The 18,784-nt window shown below is 33.9% G+C and carries 17 protein-coding genes; 6 read left to right on the top strand and 11 right to left on the bottom strand.

The window, feature by feature from the left end:
- The first annotated feature begins 29 nt into the window (after positions 1–29).
- The 4 genes from EPI11_RS13170 (at position 30) to EPI11_RS13155 (ending at position 3,940) form a co-directional block, all read left to right on the top strand.
- Positions 30–1,025, top strand: coding sequence for a glycosyltransferase (locus tag EPI11_RS13170; protein WP_128390446.1), 996 nt, complete (start codon positions 30–32; stop codon positions 1,023–1,025).
- Entirely contained in the window at positions 1,025–1,618 is a 594-nt protein-coding gene (gene coaE, locus EPI11_RS13165) for a dephospho-CoA kinase (RefSeq protein ID WP_317125643.1), read from the top strand. Before EPI11_RS13170 ends, coaE begins: the two co-directional genes overlap by 1 nt.
- 101 nt (positions 1,619–1,719) lie before the next feature.
- Positions 1,720–3,213, top strand: a complete 1,494-nt coding sequence (locus EPI11_RS13160; protein ID WP_449404034.1) for a sensor histidine kinase — start codon at positions 1,720–1,722, stop codon at positions 3,211–3,213.
- Positions 3,214–3,220: 7 nt separating this feature from the next.
- Positions 3,221–3,940 (top strand): response regulator transcription factor, encoded by a 720-nt coding sequence (locus EPI11_RS13155; RefSeq protein ID WP_128390444.1) that lies wholly within the window; start codon positions 3,221–3,223, stop codon positions 3,938–3,940.
- A 34-nt stretch (positions 3,941–3,974) separates the two neighbouring features.
- On the opposite strand, the gene EPI11_RS13150 is transcribed toward EPI11_RS13155, so the two are convergent.
- From EPI11_RS13150 to EPI11_RS13105, 10 genes are all read right to left on the bottom strand, one after another.
- Positions 3,975–4,715, bottom strand: a complete 741-nt coding sequence (locus EPI11_RS13150; RefSeq protein ID WP_128390443.1) for an acyl-[acyl-carrier-protein] thioesterase — start codon at positions 4,713–4,715, stop codon at positions 3,975–3,977.
- On the bottom strand, positions 4,715–5,629 hold the full coding sequence (miaA, locus tag EPI11_RS13145; protein ID WP_128390442.1) for a tRNA (adenosine(37)-N6)-dimethylallyltransferase MiaA: 915 nt from the start codon (positions 5,627–5,629) through the stop codon (positions 4,715–4,717). Before miaA ends, EPI11_RS13150 begins: the two co-directional genes overlap by 1 nt.
- On the bottom strand, positions 5,629–6,456 hold the full coding sequence (locus EPI11_RS13140) for an ion transporter (RefSeq protein WP_128390441.1): 828 nt from the start codon (positions 6,454–6,456) through the stop codon (positions 5,629–5,631). The genes miaA and EPI11_RS13140 overlap by 1 nt, the downstream gene beginning before the upstream one ends.
- Before the next feature lie 40 nt (positions 6,457–6,496).
- Positions 6,497–7,861, bottom strand: a complete 1,365-nt coding sequence (locus EPI11_RS13135; protein ID WP_128390440.1) for an exonuclease domain-containing protein — start codon at positions 7,859–7,861, stop codon at positions 6,497–6,499.
- Between the two features lie 105 nt (positions 7,862–7,966).
- Positions 7,967–8,629, bottom strand: a complete 663-nt coding sequence (locus EPI11_RS13130; protein ID WP_128390439.1) for a YggS family pyridoxal phosphate-dependent enzyme — start codon at positions 8,627–8,629, stop codon at positions 7,967–7,969.
- Positions 8,630–8,631: 2 nt separating this feature from the next.
- A complete protein-coding gene (locus EPI11_RS13125; protein ID WP_128390438.1) occupies positions 8,632–9,147 on the bottom strand; it encodes a YdbT family protein in 516 nt (171 codons plus the stop codon).
- Between the two features lie 11 nt (positions 9,148–9,158).
- Positions 9,159–10,373: a DUF1015 domain-containing protein gene (locus EPI11_RS13120; protein WP_128390437.1), complete on the bottom strand. Its 1,215-nt coding sequence runs from the start codon at positions 10,371–10,373 to the stop codon at positions 9,159–9,161.
- 110 nt (positions 10,374–10,483) lie between these two features.
- Complete coding sequence (locus EPI11_RS13115) at positions 10,484–11,368, bottom strand: 3-hydroxyacyl-CoA dehydrogenase family protein (protein WP_128390436.1); 885 nt, start codon at positions 11,366–11,368, stop codon at positions 10,484–10,486.
- 14 nt (positions 11,369–11,382) lie between these two features.
- A complete protein-coding gene (locus tag EPI11_RS13110) occupies positions 11,383–12,576 on the bottom strand; it encodes a carboxypeptidase-like regulatory domain-containing protein (protein WP_128390435.1) in 1,194 nt (397 codons plus the stop codon).
- Between the two features lie 11 nt (positions 12,577–12,587).
- Positions 12,588–13,553, bottom strand: coding sequence for a Gfo/Idh/MocA family protein (locus EPI11_RS13105; protein WP_128390434.1), 966 nt, complete (start codon positions 13,551–13,553; stop codon positions 12,588–12,590).
- Positions 13,554–13,722: 169 nt separating this feature from the next.
- On the opposite strand from EPI11_RS13105, the gene EPI11_RS13100 reads away from it, so the two are divergent.
- Together EPI11_RS13100 and EPI11_RS13095 are read left to right on the top strand one after the other, a co-directional pair.
- Positions 13,723–14,364: a protein-L-isoaspartate(D-aspartate) O-methyltransferase gene (locus EPI11_RS13100; RefSeq protein ID WP_128390433.1), complete on the top strand. Its 642-nt coding sequence runs from the start codon at positions 13,723–13,725 to the stop codon at positions 14,362–14,364.
- Between the two features lie 38 nt (positions 14,365–14,402).
- Positions 14,403–18,149 (top strand): transglutaminase domain-containing protein, encoded by a 3,747-nt coding sequence (locus EPI11_RS13095; protein ID WP_128390432.1) that lies wholly within the window; start codon positions 14,403–14,405, stop codon positions 18,147–18,149.
- Positions 18,150–18,183: 34 nt separating this feature from the next.
- Here the strand turns inward: EPI11_RS13095 and smpB are convergent, their stop codons facing one another.
- A complete protein-coding gene (gene smpB, locus EPI11_RS13090) occupies positions 18,184–18,639 on the bottom strand; it encodes an SsrA-binding protein SmpB (RefSeq protein ID WP_128390431.1) in 456 nt (151 codons plus the stop codon).
- Positions 18,640–18,784 lie beyond the last annotated feature (145 nt).

The following is an 18,784-nucleotide window of genomic DNA, read 5'->3' as shown; positions in this document are numbered from 1 at the left end:
AAGAGTAACTTTGTTAAAAAATAAGATCAATGCTTTTTTCATTAATAATTCCTGTTTACAATAGACCTGATGAAATAGAAGAATTACTTGCCAGTCTTACTCTACAGTCATTTAAGGAGAAATATGAAGTCGTTATAATTGAAGACGGTTCTACAGTAACCTGTAGCGAAATAGTAATTGCATACAGCGAAAGGCTGAATATATCTTATTATTTTAAAGAAAATAGTGGACCGGGGGATTCCAGAAACTATGGAATGGCAATAGCAAAAGGGGATTACTTTATTATTTTGGATTCAGATTGTATCATTCCTCCAAATTATCTTGAAAGTGTATCTCAAAATCTTAGAAAAGATTATGTAGATTGTTTTGGAGGTCCCGATGCAGCATTAGACTCTTTTAGTGATATACAAAAGGCGATAAATTTTTCGATGACATCATTTATAACGACAGGAGGGATAAGAGGAAAATCTGAAAAGTTAGAAAAATTTCAACCAAGAAGTTTCAATATGGGACTTTCTAAAGAGGCTTTTGAGACTTCAGGTGGATTTGGTAATATTCATCCGGGAGAAGATCCGGATCTTTCAATACGATTATGGAAACTAGGCTATAAAACTAAATTGTTTACAAATTCTTTTGTTTATCATAAACGAAGAATTGATTGGGATAAATTTTATCGCCAGGTAAATAAATTTGGAAAAGCTAGACCAGTATTAGATCAATGGCACCCAGAATATAAAAAAATAACCTTTTTATTTCCATCGTTATTTATCATTGGTTTAGCCAGTTCTCTTATCTTATTGTTAATTAATATTTATTTCTTCTTATATATTTATATTTTGTACGTAGTTTTAGTATTTGTGGTATCATCTTTGCAAACAAAGAGTATTAAAATAGGAGGTTTTTCGGTCATTTCTGCCCTAATACAGTTCTATGGATACGGAACTGGATATCTAAAATCACTGATTTTGGTTCAAATTTTAAAGATGGACCCTAAAAAAGTATTCCCAGAGCTATTTTTTAAGTAATGATAACAAAAATTATAGGACTGACAGGTGGTATAGGAAGTGGTAAAACTACCATTGCTCAGTATTTTAAGTCGCAGGGAGTTCCATTATATATTGCAGATGATGAGGCAAAGAAAATATTAAACACGCCAAATGCAGTAAAAGATATTGTAAATGCATTTGGAGAAAGTGTATTAACAGGAGGTTTGCCGGATAGAGCCAAAATAGCAGCTTTGGTTTTTAATTCGCCTGATAAATTGCAAATACTGAATAGTATAATTCACCCAAAAGTACTTGAGCATTTTAAAGAGTGGCTGGAAAAACAAAAAGACACAAAATTTATAATTAAAGAAGCGGCAATTTTATTTGAAAGCGGCAGCTATAAAGACTGTGATAAGATAATTCTGGTAACTGCACCTAAAGAGGTCAGGGTTGACAGGGTAATGCAGCGCGACGGAGTAACCCGGGAAAAAGTATTAGAAAGAATGAATGCCCAGTGGGAAGATGAAAAAAAAACTAAGCTTAGTGATTACATTATTAATAATATTGATTTAGAGAATGCTAAAAAAGAAGCACTTAAAATACTGAATACTTTAAAAAAAATTTTAAATTAAGGCCCGTTGTTAATCTTTGGTTAATATTTTTAGGCTTTAAATGTTAAAATGTTAATTTTGTAAGGATGAATAAAACTAGATTTCGTTTACTGGTATTTTTTATGAGCTTATCCCTTGTGGGGATTATACTAGTACAACTTTATTGGGTTAATTCTTCTTTAAAAAATAACGATGAACAGTTCAGACTCAATGTTCAGCAAACTCTGGGGAAAACTTCTGAAAATCTAGAAAGACAGGAAGGGTACGAGTTTTTAAAACTTTACAATCATTATAAAGATAGTATTGGTCATCCGCCCTCTAGAAAAGAGATGTATCCGTTTTATGAGCGCAATGCAGGCGGTAAGAATGAGAATATAATATATTCAGATAATATTACCGGTGGAGATTACCGGGATTTGTTCTTTGATAAAGATGATGTTGAAAATTTGGCAAGAAGTAAAGCCAGGAAAGAGAATGGCGAAAGCGTCAATGATTTTAAATATAGAGCATTAGGGTACAGTCAACCCATGAAGTTGTTTAACTTTGAGCTCTATGTAAATGATTTTAGAAATTTTAATTCACTAGAGTCATGGTTAACAAAAGACAGAGTTCAGGAGATGCTTTATGCTGAACTTAAACAAAATGGTGTAGACACGAAATTTGAATTTGCTATTTACAATAATGGATTGCCAACTAAGATAAAGTCAAATAATTTCGCTTATGATAAAACCAATTTTTATGAGCGTCAGATTTTAGGAGGTGACACAGATACTAGCGGTTATAGGCTTTTACTGAATTTTCCTAAAAAGAAAACATTTTTGTTTTCATCTATATTAGGAATAACATCATTGTCTATCATATTTACACTGGTTATTATTATTGCTTATTTAAGTGCTATCAATCAGCTTATCAAACAAAAGCAGATATCGGAAATTAAAACCGATTTTATTAATAACATGACGCACGAGTTCAAAACGCCTATAGCTACTATTAATTTAGCACTGGATGCGATAAAGAGCCCAAAGATATTTGATGATAAAGAGAAGGTACAGCGGTACCTCCAGATGATAAGAGAGGAAAATAAAAGAATGCATGCACAGGTTGAAAACGTATTACAGATATCTAAACTCGATAAACGAGAATTAGAGATCACAAAAGACCAGGCAGACATACATGATGTAATTGAAGGAGCTATAGAACACGTAGACCTTATTATAGAAGCAAGACACGGTACGCTAACAAGACACTTTGGTGCACAACGCACTACAGCTTTATTAAATGATGTACATTTTACCAATGTTTTGGTTAACATTCTTGATAATGCTATCAAATATTCTCCGGATGAGCCCGTTATAGATATATACACTGAGAATGTTAAAGATTTTATACTTATTAAGATAAAAGACAACGGGTTAGGAATGTCTAAGATTTCTCAAAAAAGGATATTTGAGAAATTTTATAGAGAACATACAGGAGATATTCACAACGTAAAAGGGCACGGTTTAGGACTGGCCTATGTAAAGAGAATTATAGACGACCATAATTGCCACATTTATGTGGAAAGTGAAAAAGGAAAGGGGAGCACCTTTATAATAAAAATGCCATTAATAAATTAAAAAAAATATGGAAGAAGTAAACAAAAAGATTCTGTTAGTTGAAGATGATCCAAACTTTGGAGCAGTTTTAAAAGACTACCTGTTAATCAACGATTTTGATGTTACGTTAGCTAAAAACGGAATGGAAGGTTTTGAGAAATTCAAGAAAGATAATTTCGACTTATGTATTCTTGATGTAATGATGCCTTACAAAGACGGATATACACTTGCAAGAGAGATCAGAGAAAAAAATAAAGAAGTGCCTATCATTTTCCTTACAGCAAAATCAATGAAGGAAGATGTATTAAAAGGATACAAAGTAGGAGCAGATGATTACCTGAATAAGCCTTTTGATTCTGAGGTGCTTTTAATGAAAATTAAAGCGATTATCCAAAGAAAAGCATCAGAAACTAAAACAGATAATTCTAAATTTGAGTTCCAGATTGGTAAATTCCACCTGAATTCAAAATTGCGCTTCCTTACTTTTGATAAAGATGAGCCTATTAAGCTTTCTCCAAAAGAAAACGAATTGCTTAAAATGCTTGCGCTTCACGAAAACGATTTGATGCCAAGAGAGCTTGCTCTTACAAAAATTTGGAGAGATGATAACTACTTTACTTCAAGAAGTATGGACGTTTACATCGCTAAATTAAGAAAATACCTAAAACCGGATGAAGATGTAGAGATACTAAACATTCATGGTGAAGGATTTAGACTTGTTATAAAAAACAAAGTTGAAGAGAAATAGTATTAAAAAGCCCCTCGTTATCGAGGGGCTTTTTTTATTTCCAATTAAGCTCCAGCGCAAAGCAGGGGCTTTCTTTTTTATTTACGGTAAAGTAGGTTTGCTTTTCTTCTGTACCAGAGAATAACTCTATCTCATCTCCCAGCATCAGTTCACGCATATAGTTCATGTCAAAACTTAATAGTTGTTGTTTTAAGATAGGTCGGTGGTCTATAGCATCAAGACACCATTCCAGGTATTTTACATTGTTAGCATGAAAAACAATGTCAAGGTCAGACAGCACTACTTTTTTTTGAGAATTCAATGTCAATTCCCTTTGCAGGTTTATTTTTTTGAATGATTCTGCCGTAGCTTCCATCTCAGGATATTTTTCAAAATGTTCATGCGCTAAGGCCAGCGTTTCTGCTTTTCTCAGCTTTGTATTGAATACAGCCCAATAGGTTGTAGAACCTACAATTTTTTTATCTCCAACATACATTTCCAAAGCCCTTATGGAACGTGAACCCTGTAAGTCATAGATCCAGGTTTTTACAGTTACAGTATCTCCCCACTTGGGTAATTCATCAATTTCAACCCTCATTCGGCTTAATACCCATGCCTGATCAAATTGCTGCATGTCGGTAAAGCTTATTCCGCCTATCTCGGCATGGTGGCCTGCTGTAAGCTGTAAAAGGTTACAAAGCTCGGTATGTTTAAGTAATCCGTTTGGTGTACACTGAAGAAAGTTTATTTCCCAGTCGTGCGAATATATCGATGTGAATTTATCAGATATTGGCATTAGCGTTTCATTTCAATATAATTAATAATCTCCTGAGGGACTGTTTTAAAGTCAAACCATGCAGCGGCCTCATTGCGTTTAAACCATGTCATCTGCCTTTTGGCAAACCTACGTGTATTTTTCTTTATTTCTTCAAGAGCAAAATCAAGCGTACAGTCGTCATCAAAATGTGCAAATAATTCCCTGTAACCTACTGTTTGCAGAGCATTCAGTTTTTTATGCGGATATAAAGTTTTTGCTTCTTCCAGCAATCCGTTATTAACCATTATATCTACCCTTTGGTTAATACGGTTGTACATTAACTCTCTGTCAGCTTCAAGTCCAATGATAATTGGAGTAAAGTTTCGTGTGTTCTTCTTCTGATTTAAAAACGAAGAGTACGGCTTACCGGTTCCAATGGATACTTCAAGTGCACGCATTAATCGCTGCGGATTCTCTTTGGCTACTTTCTCATAATGTACAGGATCGCGTTTTTCCAGTTCCTGCTGTAAATATTCTAATCCATGCTGTTCATAATTAGTAACCAGTTCTGCTCTTATAGATGGATCAATATCAGGAAAATCATCAAAACCTTTCAGTACCGCATCAATGTATAGTCCGGATCCGCCTACCATAACGGCAAAATCGCTCGTTTTGTAGAGTTCATCCAGCTTTGTTATAGCTTCGCGTTCAAAATCACCTACGGTATATTCATCAAAGATGCTTATGTTTTGGATAAAATGATGATTTGCTTCTTCCAGTTCGTCTTTTGAGGGTACGGCGGTACCAATGTTCATTTCCTTAAAAAACTGCCTGCTATCGGCAGAAATGATATCGCATTTAAAATGTTTTGCAATTTCTATAGCGAGAGCCGTTTTACCTATGGCTGTAGGGCCAATTACAGTAATTAAATATTTTTGAGGAGTAGTATTCATTATTCGTGAAGGGAGTGGCCACATCTATAGCAGTACTTTGCATCATCCCTGTGTTTATCTGCACTGCAATTAGGGCACACCTGTGTGTTAAGATTTACTTTTTTTTCACCGCGCATTAACTCAGCAGTAACAAGCCCTGTTGGTACAGCAATTATACCATAACCTAATATCATAATAACAACAGATACCAGCTGTCCTAAAGGAGTGGTAGGGGTAATGTCTCCAAAGCCAACAGTAGTAAGAGTTACAATTGTCCAATAGATACTTACAGGTATACTTGTAAAACCATGTTCAGGACCTTCTATCATGTACATTATAGTTCCAAGTATGGTACAAATCACTAATACACAAAATAGAAATACAGCAATTTTTGCTCTGCTTGTTCTAAGTGCAACTACCAATTGGTTAGAAGCTCCTACAAAATGGGTTAGTTTAAGTATCCTGAATATCCTTAAAAACCGAATGGCACGTATGGCAATGAAAAAGCCTGTTCCAGGGAATAGGAGTCCAACATATTTAGGCAGTGTTGCCAGCAGGTCGATTAGGCCATAAAAGCTTAAGGCATATTTTAAGGGCTGTTTTACTGCGATAAGCCTTGCTATATATTCCAGCGTAAAAAATATGGTTACAATCCATTCTATTACGGCAAGTTCATACCCGTATCTGATTTTAATACTCGCAACACTTTCCAGCATTACAGCAACAACACTTATAAGAATGATGGCTAATAAAGCAAGGTCAAAAAAACGACCTGCCTTAGTATCGGCTTCATAGATTATAGTGTGTAGCTTTTTGCGAAAATCTTCGGATATAATACCGTTTTTCAATAGATTGGTTTTTTTGCGTCTATCAAAAATAACAAATCTCTTATAGACGTACTATTTTTAAGGCTTTCTTTTTTCGGATATAGTTTTGGATAATCACTTTTACATCCTTATTATTTTCCATCGGAACTATAATATTCTTAAGGATATCAATATTCGTTATTTGATAGTTGAGGTTGTAAAAAGCATAGCCTTTATAAACGCCATTTTCTATTAGTACAGCGCTTCGTTCTTCAACACTGCGGCCACGATCTATTATAATCATGCTTTGATTATTAAAGCTGTTGTTGTTTATAAATTCCATAACCCGCTCGTTATACTCATCGGGCATCTCTTTACTAACACAGGCACCATTACAATTTTCGAGGTCTAAAGCAAAGCAGTTTTCTTTATCAGAGGCGTCAATTCCGTTTATTTTTTGGCACAGTTTATATTTCTCAATAATAGCAAAAAGAGCATTTCGTCCTTCTACAATTCCGGGAAAAGAGACGATTTCTTTTTTACGTCCATCAGTTTTTTGCAGTTTGAGTGCAAGATAGCCCTGAGGATTTTTTTCGGCATAAAGTGACCACGGAAAAATGGTTTTTTTAAGTGCCCGGTTATAAGCAGGCTTATTTACCTTTATTTCCTGACATTCTTTAAGTAAGGCAATTAGCTCACTGCCGGTTGCTTCATATTGTACGCTAAAAGCTTCACGCTGAATTCGCTTGGATTTTCTTGCAGTACTTGTAAAATGCTGATTAACCCTCTTTTTAATATTTTTGCTTTTACCAAGGTAAATGATCTCACCTTTTTCGTTGTATATATAATACAATCCTGTGGTTGACGGAAGTCCTTCTAAGAGATCCATCAGTTTAGGAGATATACCTTTTTTGGTATCGCTTTTTATTAAGCTGGTAAGTATTTCTTTTTCGGTGTCTTTGGCAAGAAGCAACTTAAACAACTGAACCGTTGCCTGTGCATCTCCAGAGGCACGATGCCTGTCGCTCATGGGTATTCCCAGTGCGCGAACTAGTTTACCAAGACTATGCGATTTTTGTTCGGGTAGTAATTTTTGTGATAACTCTACAGTGCAGAGTGTCTGACTTTCAAAGTTATATCCTAAACGGTTGAACTCTGTTCGCAGTACACGATAGTCAAACTGTGCATTATGTGCGACTAAAACGCAACCTTCGGTAATTTCTATAATACGTTTGGCGACTTCAAAAAACTTTGGAGCACTTTGAAGCATGGCATTACTTATACCGGTTAGTTTTACCACAAAGGGCTGTATGGGTATTTCGGGATTTATAAGACTAATAAACTGGTCTACCACTTCATGCCCGTCAAATTTGTAAATGGCAATCTCGGTTATTCCTTCTTCATTATATTGTCCCCCCGTCGTCTCTATGTCAAGTATTGCGTACAAAGATTTTTCTAAGATTTAAAGTTCAATGTTTAGGTTACAAAGTACGTAAATTTTAATCATTTCACACGTTCAAATAATCAAATTACCTAATTGTCACATTTACAATTATCTATGTCCAAAAATACTACTGCCAATCCTAACCATAGTACTTCCACAGGCAATAGCTAACTTATAGTCGCCACTCATACCCATACTCAGTGTTTTAGGTTTCAGGTTTGCAGCTTCACGTTGTTGGTCCAAATTGTCAAAAATAGATTTAAGATGATCAAATTCTTTTTTGATCTGGGTTTCATCTTCAGTAAAAGTAGCCATACCCATAAGTCCGGTTACACGTATGTTTTTCATTTGTTGAAAATCATCAGAAGTAATTACTGCTGTAAGTTCCTTTTGATCCATACCAAATTTAGTTTCTTCTTCGGCAATGTGTACCTGAAGCAAACAGTCTATAACACGATTGTTTTTAGCTGCTTGTTTGTTTATTTCTGCCAATAACTTCATACTGTCTACACCATGGACAAGACTTACAAAAGGAGCCATATACTTCACCTTATTGGTTTGTACATGACCAATCATATGCCATTCAATGTCTTTAGGAAGCTGCTCATATTTATCGGCCATTTCCTGAATTTTATTCTCCCCAAAAATACGTTGCCCAGCTTCATAGGCTTCCATAAGATCGGGCACAGGTTTGGTTTTAGAAACCGCTACAAGCGTCACGTGTTCCGGTAAAGATGATTTTATTTCGAGAAGGTTATTTTTTATTGACATGCTTAAGATTTACTTTCTTTAATTTTTTCCTGAATTAATTGATATACTTCTTTATAATCTTTAATATATTCAATTACTGTTTTATCTCTTGTTAAATTTAATCCTCCTTTATAACCAAATGAAAATTCTTCATTTGGATCACCAAAAATATTTTCTTCTTCTCCAAAAATAATTGAACCATAGATAAATTTAAATGGATGATCAGTGTAACTAATCTTTTTTATCTCCTTAAATGGAATGGTAACAGTATTTTTTGGTTTACAGAGTATTACATGTTGTTCTGTAATATAATATTTTGTGTTTTTCCTATCAATGATATCTCGTATATATCTTGTGTATATAACATAGACAGTAAATATGACAAAAAATATACCAATGAAATTTATATAAAGCATAAATATTGATGCACAAATGAAAAGTAGTAAAAATGGAATGATAATTAAATCTTGTAAAATGATTTTAAACCCCTGTTTAGGAACTCCTTGCCATAGTATTTTTTCACTCTTGTTAAGCTCCATAGTATTTACTCTCAAAGTTCATAAACAACTAGACCACTCCTTATTTTTGGTTCGATATAGGTACTTTTTGGCGGCATGATAAGGTTGTTGTCTGCCAGTTCTTTTATTTCACTAATGCTGGCAGGGAAAAGCATAAAGCCTACTTCATATTCTTCTTCATCTACCATTTGTTTTATTTGCGTGATAGGTTTACTGCCGGGAATGTATTCAATACGTGAATCATTACGCAAGTCGGTTATACCAAGCAATGGATGAAGCACTTTTTCGTATAGTATCTGCGCATCCAGCGCTTCCAGTACCGATCCAAATTGTGTCTCTTTTAAACGCAGGGCATAAAACTCACTGTCCAGATACATTCCAAAGCTAAATTTAGCATCAGGCTTCCATAGTTCCTGTGCTTTATTCTCTACAATAAAATCTTTTGCGAGAGCATGAAGAAACTGGTGTTTTGTGAGTCCGTTCAGGTCGTGGATAATACGGTTGTATTCGTAAATTTTCAAATCGTTTTCTGAAATAAGAAAACTCATAAAGTAGTTCAGGTTTCCATTACCCGATATCTTGTCTTCTTCATACAGCATTTCTGCTGAAGCCGAACGGTGGTGTCCATCGGCGATATAAAGGCTTTCCATAGCGGCAAACTGTTCCTGAATCCAAAGTATTTCTGCTTTGTCTTTTACACGCCACAAGGTATGTTTATCCCTGTTAAGAGTAGTGAACAGGTACAATGGCCTCTTTTGTTTTTTAACGCCAATCCATTGTTCCAGTTCTTTATTCTCAGGATAGGTTATAAGCACAGGCTCTGTATTAAACCCTGTCATGTGTAAATAATCCTTAAAGTATTCTACACGGTAGGGCAGGGTATCTTCGTGCTTTTTTATAACATTGTTTTGATAGTCCTCTATAGAAGTTCCGGCAATTATTCCTGTATAAACACGGTTTTTGCTATGGATCTCATACAAATAAAAAACAGCGTCAGCCTCCTTTTTAAGTACGTGTTCTTCCTTAAATTCAGCATACTTATTGTGTACCGATTTAAATCGTGTTTCTGCTGATGCCTTTAATAAATTTATATAAGCCGGATTGAGCACATGTAAAAATGAAAACGGATTATAATCCAATTGCGAAGCAAGCTCGGCGGGATTATAATCGTCATAAGAACGCGATACTACAAGGCTTACCTTATCTCGGGCGGGACGTACTGCTTTAAAAGGAACTATTTTGGCCAATTTTATACGTATTGGTTAGTGTTGTGTCATTGTAAATGAAGAAGAATCTCATTAATCTAAATTAGTGAGATTCTTCGACTTTGCTGCACTCTGTTCAGAATGGCAAATAATTATTTTTTGTAAGCGACTTTTTCAGCTTTTTTACTTTCTGAATAATCATAGAAACCTTCACCGGATTTTACACCAAGTTTACCGGCTCTTACCATGTTTACTAATAATGGGCATGGTGCATATTTAGGATTTTTAAATCCGTCATACATTACATTTAGGATAGAAAGGCATACATCAAGACCAATAAAATCGGCAAGTTGCAACGGACCCATTGGGTGTGCCATACCTAATTTCATTACCGTGTCAATTTCATAAACACCTGCAACACCATTGTAAAGTGTTTCGATAGCCTCATTGATCATTGGCATTAAGATACGATTAGCCACAAAACCAGGATAATCGTTAACTTCTACGGGTACTTTCCCAAGTTTTTCAGAAAGTTCCATGATTTGTTTTGTAACCTCGTCTGATGTATTGTATCCACGGATAATTTCTACCAGTTTCATGATAGGCACCGGGTTCATAAAGTGCATACCAATTACTTTATCCTGTCTGTTTGTTACCGCAGCGATCTGGGTAATAGAGATAGATGAAGTATTTGTTGCCAGGATTGTTTTCTCTTCGCAAAAACCATCAAGGTCTTTAAATATTTTTAGTTTAAGATCTACATTTTCTGTAGCAGCTTCAACAACCAGGTCAGCATTAACAACACCGTCTTTAATATCGGTATACGTAATAATATTACCAATGGTCTTCGCTTTATCTTCTTCGGTGATAGAACCTTTTGCAACCATCCTGTCAAGGTTAGCGGCAATAGTAGCCATTCCTTTATCTAATGATTTTTCAGATATGTCAATTAGTTTAACGCTGAATCCGCTTTGAGCAAAAGTGTGGGCAATACCATTACCCATTGTTCCTGCACCTATAACTGCAATGTTTTTCATTTTGTATATAAATTCTATTGTTTGTTCTCTATTGATTTAATAATTCGTTCTTCCTCTTTCGTTAAAAGCAGGGAGTTGTTTTTTAGCCAGAAATTCTCGGTGTAATTACTGCCGTGATCGTATAAGGCTTTGTCTTTGTAGCGTTCTTTTTTATTGAAAGAAGACAGGTCAGATGTAAAATTAGTTACAATAAGGTCACTTTTAAATGTAATGTTATCATTGTATGTTCGCTTATTGCGAATATGAACTGTACCGTTTCTTGAAGAAAACGAAAGCAGGTATTTATCATCTACTATTTTAAAAGCACTTTTGTACTCCATATCTTCAAGGCTGGCTTTTATGATAAGGAAATTACGCTCTTTAATATATTTTTTATGCGATTCCGCCATGGAGAGGTCTACATTCAGGATAAGGAACTGCTCAGGGTCATAGGTTATAGTTCCTTCAAATAAAGCCTCCTGTACATCATCTTTAGGCTGTACAATTATACTGTGGGTTTTCTGGCCTTCTTTACCTTGCTGCACCTTAACTAAAAAGTCATATTTTTTGTATTCTTTCTTGTCCAGTAATACATTGTGTATCCCTGCAAAATTATAATCTTTTTCAACCGCTTTTCTTACATCCAGTGGAGAAACAATATCTATGTTTTCTTCGTCTTCACCAGGCAGCTTTGCTGCACGGCTTTGTTTTACAACAACTTCTGTATCCAGTTTTTTACCTTTTCTTCGCGCATTATAATCAATAAGCGCATCGGCAAATTTGGTATAGTTGTCATTTATTTTTACAAACTCCCTGTAATAAGTACTTAACAGTAAAGGAGCAGTAAATCGTGCCATAGATGTTGTAATAAGTTTATTAAGGACATCCTGGATGGGTTCTCCCATAATAACGATCTCATCGAGCATTAACTGCTGAGGTTCCATTAAAAAGATTCCGTCAGCAGGCAGTTTGTTTGCATCAACACTTAGAGTGGTATAGTTTAAGTGTGTTAATGTAATTGCTTTGCTGCTCTCTGGGCTTGATAAGGAAAAAGCACCTTCGTCGTTAGAAACGGTACCGTACTTCTGGTCTTGGGTAGTTATGGATACCTGGCCAATAACTTCATTAGTAATTAAGTCTTTTACAACTCCTTTAATCTGCAAATTTTGAGCGATAGCTGTATTTGCAAGAAATAGAACTATAAGTACTGTAAGTAGTTTTTTAGCCATGTTGTTATGATTTATTTTTTAAAGCAATCAATAATCTGGTAAGCAATTCTTAAGGCTTCGGTACCGTCTTCTAAAGTCACTACCGGAGTTGTGTTGTTGTTAATTGCATCGGCAAACGTTTCAAGTTCGTCAAGTATGGCATTGTTACTTTCAACATCAGGGTTTTCAAAATAAATTTGCTTTTTAACGCCTTCTGCATTTTGAAGTATCATATCAAAATCACCGGGAACTTCTGGAGCATCTTTCATTTTTACCACTTCACAGACCTTATCAAGAAAATCGACAGAGATGTAAGCATCCTTTTGAAAAAACCTGGATTTGCGCATGTTCTTTAATGAGATCCTGCTCGAAGTAAGGTTTGCTACACAACCGTTCTCAAACTCGATACGGGCATTGGCAATATCCGGGGTGTCGCTAATAACCGAAACACCACTGGCATTAATAGATTTAACTTTAGATTTTACCACACTAAGAATAGCATCGATATCATGTATCATTAAATCCAGTACTACAGGAACATCTGTACCACGTGGATTAAATTCTGCTAAACGGTGTGTTTCTATAAACATTGGGTTTACGATCATGTTTTTAGTGGCAATGAAAGCAGGATTAAAACGCTCTACATGACCTACCTGACCTTTAACATTATGTTTTTTAGTAAGTGTAATAAGTTCTTCGGCTTCTTCTATGGTGTTAGAGATAGGCTTTTCTATAAAAACATGTTTTCCTGCCTGTATGGCTTCTTTAGCGCAGTCATAGTGAGAAAGGGTAGGAGTAACAATATCTACAACATCTACGGCTGCTATAAGCTCGCTGATGGTATTAAATTTTTGATAACCAAATTCGGCAGCAACCTTTTCTGCATTTTCATTATTTGGGTCATAAAAGCCCACAAGGTTATATTTTTGGGACTGGTTGAGCAAACGCAAATGTATCTTTCCAAGATGCCCGGCACCTAATACTCCAACTTTTAGCATAAAAATATATTTTAAACAAAAATAACATTATTTGTTTTGATATTACAATAACACCCAATCAAAAAAAAGACCTTTATTTTGATGCATTTTTAAATAGTAGAATAAGCTGTTTTGGGTTTGACAATGCCATTATTGTTTTCTATTTTTACCAAAAAATAATCCCCTTACATTGAAAGATACAGCCAAACACCAAGGTCTTCGCAATCAACTTGCAGCCGTTTTGGAGAAAAAAGGCATTACCGATAAAAATGTTCTTCAAGCCATTAAAAAAGTGCCCCGACACCTTTTTTTAAATTCGAGCTTTGAAGATTATGCTTATCAGGATAAAGCTTTTCCTATCGGTGCAGGGCAAACCATTTCCCAACCTTATACAGTAGCGTTCCAGTCGCAGCTATTAGAAGTTGAGAAAGGACATCAGGTATTGGAAATTGGTACCGGGTCAGGTTACCAAACGGCAGTACTTTGTGCTATGGGCGCTAAAGTTTTTAGTATAGAAAGGCAAAACGAACTATTTAAAAGTACCTCATTGTTATTGCCTAAACTAGGCATACGTCCTAAGCTACTTATGTTTGGTGATGGTTATAAAGGACTGCCTAATGATGCTCCTTTTGATAGTATAATTGTTACTGCAGGCGCACCAATGATACCTAATCCATTATTAGCACAGTTAAAAATTGGAGGCAGGCTGGTTATTCCTGTCGGTGAGGATCCGCAGATCATGACATTGCTTATCCGTAAAAATGAAACACAATTCGAAAAACATGAATTTGGAGAATTCAGGTTTGTACCATTGTTAGAAAATAAAAATTAAAAAGATCTAACCCCCCCAATCTTTTACCTTGTTATTGTATGAAAAAAATTCTACTTGTGTTATTATTGGCATGTAATCTTACCCATGCTCAAAACATTCAGAAAGTATGGGACCTCTTACTTGTCAATAAAAGAGAAGAAGCAAGGAAGCTATTCAATAAAGATTTTGGTAAGAAAAAAGATAGCGATATTGATTTACTTATTCTTGATGCCCTATTAGATAAAGAGCAGGGCAGATTATCTTATGATAAAGCTTTTTTGGAAAAATTATCAAAATTTAAAGAAAGTAAAAATTATTTATATCCATTATGGTACCAGCCTTTTGTAATAGGAAATGTAAAGTCTGACGGATTTGATGATCTTACTTTTGAAAAAATGGATTTTGTTTCTAATAATATTGAATATAGTAACGATCCTTTTATTATTTATTTTAAGTCAGTATTTGAAAGAAGGAGACAAAATTATACCTCATATGATAGTTATATTAAAAAACTCGGAATAATATCCAAATGGCAGTTTTGTGGTGTTTTTGAGAACATGAATGGTAGTGGTCTTGAAACTGAATATGAAGCAGAATATTACGCTAAGAATGACAAAACATTTAATGCTAATAGTAATGGTTTTGTGAGATGGTATATACCCGTAATAAAACAAAATGAAGCCTGCCATTATTATTTAAATGAAAAAGAGTACGGAGATGGGATTATGTATGCACAAACATTTATCGATTCAGATACAGACAGACAGGTAATTTTGAATTTTGGAGGGAGTGGTCCTTTAAAGATATTTCTGAATGATGTTGAAATTTATGTTAATGATAATATCAGTAACTCAGACATTAATTCTTATCATCTTAAATTCAATTTAAAAAAAGGAACCAATAGACTTGTATTAAAATCATCTATCCATGGTGCTGTCGATTATTTTTATGCAGCGATAAAAGATATCAACCAAAATGAAATTGAATCGCTATCATTCTCAGATGTATATAAACCTTATAATAAATCTACTATTGCAGAAATAAACCCTGTAGAGGCAAATCCTTATTATGAGGATTTTTTGCAGCAAAAGTTAATTAAAGACCCGGGTAATATATTAAATACGTTATTACTATTTGATGCCTATATGAATAATCATAAATATGAAAAGGCATATGATGTTATAGAAGGTCTTATCGCAAAATATCCAAACAGTTCATTGCTTAATGTAAAATTAATAGGTTACTATAATGGAATGGAAGACGTTCAGAAATCTGAGGAAATAAGAAAGAATATTGAACTAAATGATGAAGACTATTATTATAGTATTATCTATAAATTTCAGGATGAAGGCTGGTTAGGAAAAGCTAATATAAGTGAACTTGAGAAATACAGAGAAAAATCAAAAAAGTTACATTCAAATCTGTATGCCTTATTGTATGAATATATGATACTTATTAGAAATTCTGATATTGATTTAAGTATAAAAAAGATGGAGGAGATAATTGGGCAGTCATATAATAATGAATTATTTGTAACTCTTTTTTCACCATTATATACGACTTTTAAAAATGATAAAGCAAAAACTATTTCAATGCTTGAAGAAATAGTGAGTAAAAGGGATAATTCTACTGCCCAGGATTTACTTATTAGCAATTATAATTCATCTGGTAGAAAAGAAGATGCTAAAAAACTAATTGATCAGAGAATTCAACGATATCCTTATTTTAACTATGTGTATAATTCAGGAATATCCTATGCTAATAATGATAGTGATTATGAAAAATCAGTAAAATATGCAGATATAGCTCTTGGTAATTTCCCTTACTCCTTCCTTTTTATGGAAGAAAAAGGAAAGGCATACAATTCCCAGAAAAAAATAAATGAAGCTGAGAAACTTTTTAAAGAAGCTCTAGTTTATTATTCTGCTAACTCTTCCTTAAGAAAAATACTTTATGATATTACAAAAGTGCCAGACGAAATAGAGCAGGTAGCATCAAAAGATATTTATGCTATTATAAAGCAAAGAAGGAAATCTAAAATGCAGTGTGATTATGGTGTAAATGTATTGTTAGATGAATATATTGCTAGCATATTACCTGAAGGCGGAAGAAGAGCAAAAGTGATAAACCTGTATGAAGTTATTGCTGAAAACGGTATTGAAGAGCTAAAAGAATATAAAATTAATGGAAATAACTTAAATATTCTTAAAGCAGAAATTGTTAAGCCAGATGGTAGTATTGTTCCTGGTGAAAAAAATTATAATACTGTTATATTTACTAACCTTAAGGTAAATGATGTTATTTATGTTGAATATGAAACTTCCGATAATGGGTATGGACGTTTTTATAAAGATTTTAATATCTCTTATTATTTTAATGGAGTATATCCTTCACAGCAAAGCATATTTGGCATTATACATCCGATTGAAGCAAAATTCTCCTATGATGTAATGAATGGAGAGATTCCTTCAAAAACAAAAAAAATCAATAATAAGAATACTTATATATCTTGGGAAAGAAAAAATATTCCGGCAATGCCGCTTGATGAAAGTTTTTCACCAAGTTCATCTGATTTAGTAAATCAGGTAAGAATATCTTCTATTAAATCATGGTCTGATATTTCTAATTGGTATGCAGATTTGGTTAAGAAAAACATTAAAATGGATTATATATCCATAAAAACTTATAATGAAATTTTTCCTGAAGGAGTTGGCGGTTTAACTCAGTATCAAATTGCTTATAAGATATATAAATATGTAGGCGAAAATATTACTTACAGTTCTCTTGATTTTAGACAAAGCGGATACGTACCTCAAAAGCCATCCAAAACAATAAATACTAAATTAGGAGATTGTAAAGACGTTTCAACATTGTTTGTAGCTATGGCTGAACGTGCAGGATTAAAAGCAAATTTGGTATTGGTACAAACAAACGATAATGGTACACAATCCTTAAAATTACCGTCTATTAATTTTAATCACTGCATAGTCAGATTAACAATTGACAATAAAGATATTTTTGTAGAGATGACGGATAATTATTTACCTTTTATGGCAATGCCATCCACTCTCTATAAAGCAAAGGCTCTGGTTGTATCTTTTGATAAGAATGAGAATGAAAAATCAGGAATTATCAATATACCATCTGATAATGCTCTTGAAAATAAAATTGAAACTGTAAGTGTAATCACTATTGAAGACAATTTGAAAAAATTTACAAATACTCATATTTGTTCAGGAAGTAATAAATCATATTACAATGAATTATTTTCTCAGGCAACTACTGAAGATGTAAGAAAGAAAGAATTTGAGGAAGAATTAAAGAATGGACTCAATAAGGTGATTTCACTTGAATCTTTTAAGCTAATAGCAAATGAGAGATTTGGTGAAGAAATTAAATATGAAACTAAATTTTTAATATCGGAAAAGCTGCAATCTGTGGGTAGCTTAAAAATATTAGAAATCCCTTATATTGATAAACCATACACAAGAGATATTATTACTACAGATAAAAGAAATTTTGATATTGAGTATGCTACCTATGAGCGTGTGAACAATTATAAAACAGAAGTTATCCTTAATATACCTCCAGATAAAAAGTTTACTGAAATACCCCAAACTAAAAATTTAAAATATAAAGGACATATTTATGATGTTACTTATGAGTTGGTTAAACCTAACCAGCTAAAAGTTGTCAGAAAAGTAAAGACTTCATGGAATAATATACAGCCTGTAGACTACCCAGAGTTTAAAAAATTCGTTGAAGAAGTTATTGCATCCGAAGAAGAAATTGTAGGATTTAAATAGTATAAAAATTAAAGGCCTCAATTGAGGCCTTTTTTTATTTGTATTCTTTTTTGATTCTTGCTATGTCGCGTTTCACGTCCTGTTCTTTCATATTTTCACGCTTATCGTAGTTTTTTCTACCGCGGCCAAGACCAATTTCCAGTTTGGCAATACCTTTTTCGTTAGTAAACAGTCGAAGAGGGATAATAGTAAGTCCTTTGTTCTGGACACTTTTCAAAAGGCTTTTAAGCTCTTTTTTATTCAGCAGCAGTTTACGTTCGCTTTTTGGTGTATGGCTAAAGCTTCGGCTGTAAGCATATTCTTCAATGTTCGTGTTTATTGCAAATAGCTCATGTTCATGGAATTCGCAAAAACTTTCTGCAATTGAAGCTTTACCTAAACGGATCGATTTTATCTCAGATCCAGCTAAAACAATACCCGCAGTATAGCGGTCCAGGATCTCATAATCGAACCTGGCTCTTTTGTTTAGTATGTTAACCGTTTTTTGCATAAGGATTGCAAATGTAAGCACAATAGTTCAAAGGCGCAACTGTATAGTAAGTTACAATTTTTATAATTTTTCAAAACATAGGGTTCTTTACTTTAAAGCTGATTTGGATAACCTTGTGTAAAGAAAAGTGTCTTTTTTATTTGCT

It is taken from the genome of Flavobacterium cerinum, from assembly GCF_004028155.1.
Taxonomy (GTDB): Bacteria; Bacteroidota; Bacteroidia; order Flavobacteriales; family Flavobacteriaceae; genus Flavobacterium; species Flavobacterium cerinum.
This window is presented reverse-complemented; position numbering and strand designations above follow the sequence as displayed.

Bases quoted from the DNA above. Each gene is read 5' to 3' on its own strand.
- EPI11_RS13170 (WP_128390446.1), top strand. From the start codon at position 30: ATGCTTTTTTCATTAATAATTCCTGTTTACAATAGACCTGATGAAATA.
- coaE (WP_317125643.1), top strand. From the start codon at position 1,025: ATGATAACAAAAATTATAGGACTGACAGGTGGTATAGGAAGTGGTAAA.
- EPI11_RS13160 (WP_449404034.1), top strand. From the start codon at position 1,720: ATGAGCTTATCCCTTGTGGGGATTATACTAGTACAACTTTATTGGGTT.
- EPI11_RS13155 (WP_128390444.1), top strand. From the start codon at position 3,221: ATGGAAGAAGTAAACAAAAAGATTCTGTTAGTTGAAGATGATCCAAAC.
- EPI11_RS13150 (WP_128390443.1), bottom strand. From the start codon at position 4,715: ATGCCAATATCTGATAAATTCACATCGATATATTCGCACGACTGGGAA.
- miaA (WP_128390442.1), bottom strand. From the start codon at position 5,629: ATGAATACTACTCCTCAAAAATATTTAATTACTGTAATTGGCCCTACA.
- EPI11_RS13130 (WP_128390439.1), bottom strand. From the start codon at position 8,629: ATGTCAATAAAAAATAACCTTCTCGAAATAAAATCATCTTTACCGGAA.
- EPI11_RS13125 (WP_128390438.1), bottom strand. From the start codon at position 9,147: ATGGAGCTTAACAAGAGTGAAAAAATACTATGGCAAGGAGTTCCTAAA.
- EPI11_RS13115 (WP_128390436.1), bottom strand. From the start codon at position 11,368: ATGAAAAACATTGCAGTTATAGGTGCAGGAACAATGGGTAATGGTATT.
- EPI11_RS13110 (WP_128390435.1), bottom strand. From the start codon at position 12,576: ATGGCTAAAAAACTACTTACAGTACTTATAGTTCTATTTCTTGCAAAT.
- EPI11_RS13105 (WP_128390434.1), bottom strand. From the start codon at position 13,553: ATGCTAAAAGTTGGAGTATTAGGTGCCGGGCATCTTGGAAAGATACAT.
- EPI11_RS13095 (WP_128390432.1), top strand. From the start codon at position 14,403: ATGAAAAAAATTCTACTTGTGTTATTATTGGCATGTAATCTTACCCAT.
- smpB (WP_128390431.1), bottom strand. From the start codon at position 18,639: ATGCAAAAAACGGTTAACATACTAAACAAAAGAGCCAGGTTCGATTAT.